The sequence below is a fragment of the Paraglaciecola marina genome (genome assembly GCF_004360155.1).
GTDB classification, from domain to species: Bacteria; Pseudomonadota; Gammaproteobacteria; order Enterobacterales; family Alteromonadaceae; genus Paraglaciecola; species Paraglaciecola marina.
The window spans coordinates 1-835 of the sequence record NZ_SAIS01000073.1; the positions used below are offsets into that span (position 1 = coordinate 1).

The window sequence follows — 835 nt, forward strand, 5'->3', positions numbered from 1 at the left end:
AATGTCTCAATAACAGAGCTATCCGAGGTCACGCTAGCCGCTACAGCCACTGACAGCGACGGTTCAATACAATCCTATGATTGGGCTCAAACATCGGGCGACACTGTAACTCTTGATAGCACAGATTCAGCCTCGGCAACCTTTACCGCCCCAGATGTGACTGAAGACCAAACTCTCATTTTTCAAATCACAGTGACCGACGATGGCGGCTTAACCGCTACCGCCGCAGTGTCTGTTGACGTGATAGCCAATATCGCACCAACAGTGACGGCCGATAACGTTTCTGCTGATGAAGCGTCTATGGTGACCTTGTCTTCTGTAGCAGCAGACTCAGATGGCACAATTCAATCGTATACATGGACCCAAACATCAGGCGACTCAGTCACTCTTGATGGTGCGGATTCAGCCTCGGCAACCTTTGATGCACCAGCGGTCACAGAAGATCAATCCCTTGGTTTTCAGATCACAGTCACAGACGATGGCGGCTTAACTGCCACTCACGATATCACTGTGGACATTATTGCGAACATGTTATCCATGACGCTATCAGGCTTAGTTACCGATGGACCGATTGCTAATGCAAATGTTGAAATCTCAATAGGCGACCAAAGCTTTACCACTCAATCGGATGAAAACGGCGCATATTCCCTTGAAGTTAGTGTTGATGATTCTTACGCCAGTGAGATTGTTACCGCCACAGCAACCGGCAGCGAACAAGACAGTGTAGTTAAATTATTATCTTACCTTGGAACAGTTGCATCTGTTATGGAAGCTGGCGGCGCAGACGGTATTGTTACTTCAGACGAACTATTTAATACCAATATCACCAATGTCA

General features: G+C 47.3%; 1 protein-coding gene. It reads left to right on the top strand.

Going from position 1 to position 835, the window contains the following annotated elements; genetic code table 11:
• Nucleotides 1-835, top strand: an 835-nt coding sequence (locus EOK74_RS20900; protein ID WP_420818945.1) for a PKD domain-containing protein, incomplete at both ends; no start/stop codon positions are given.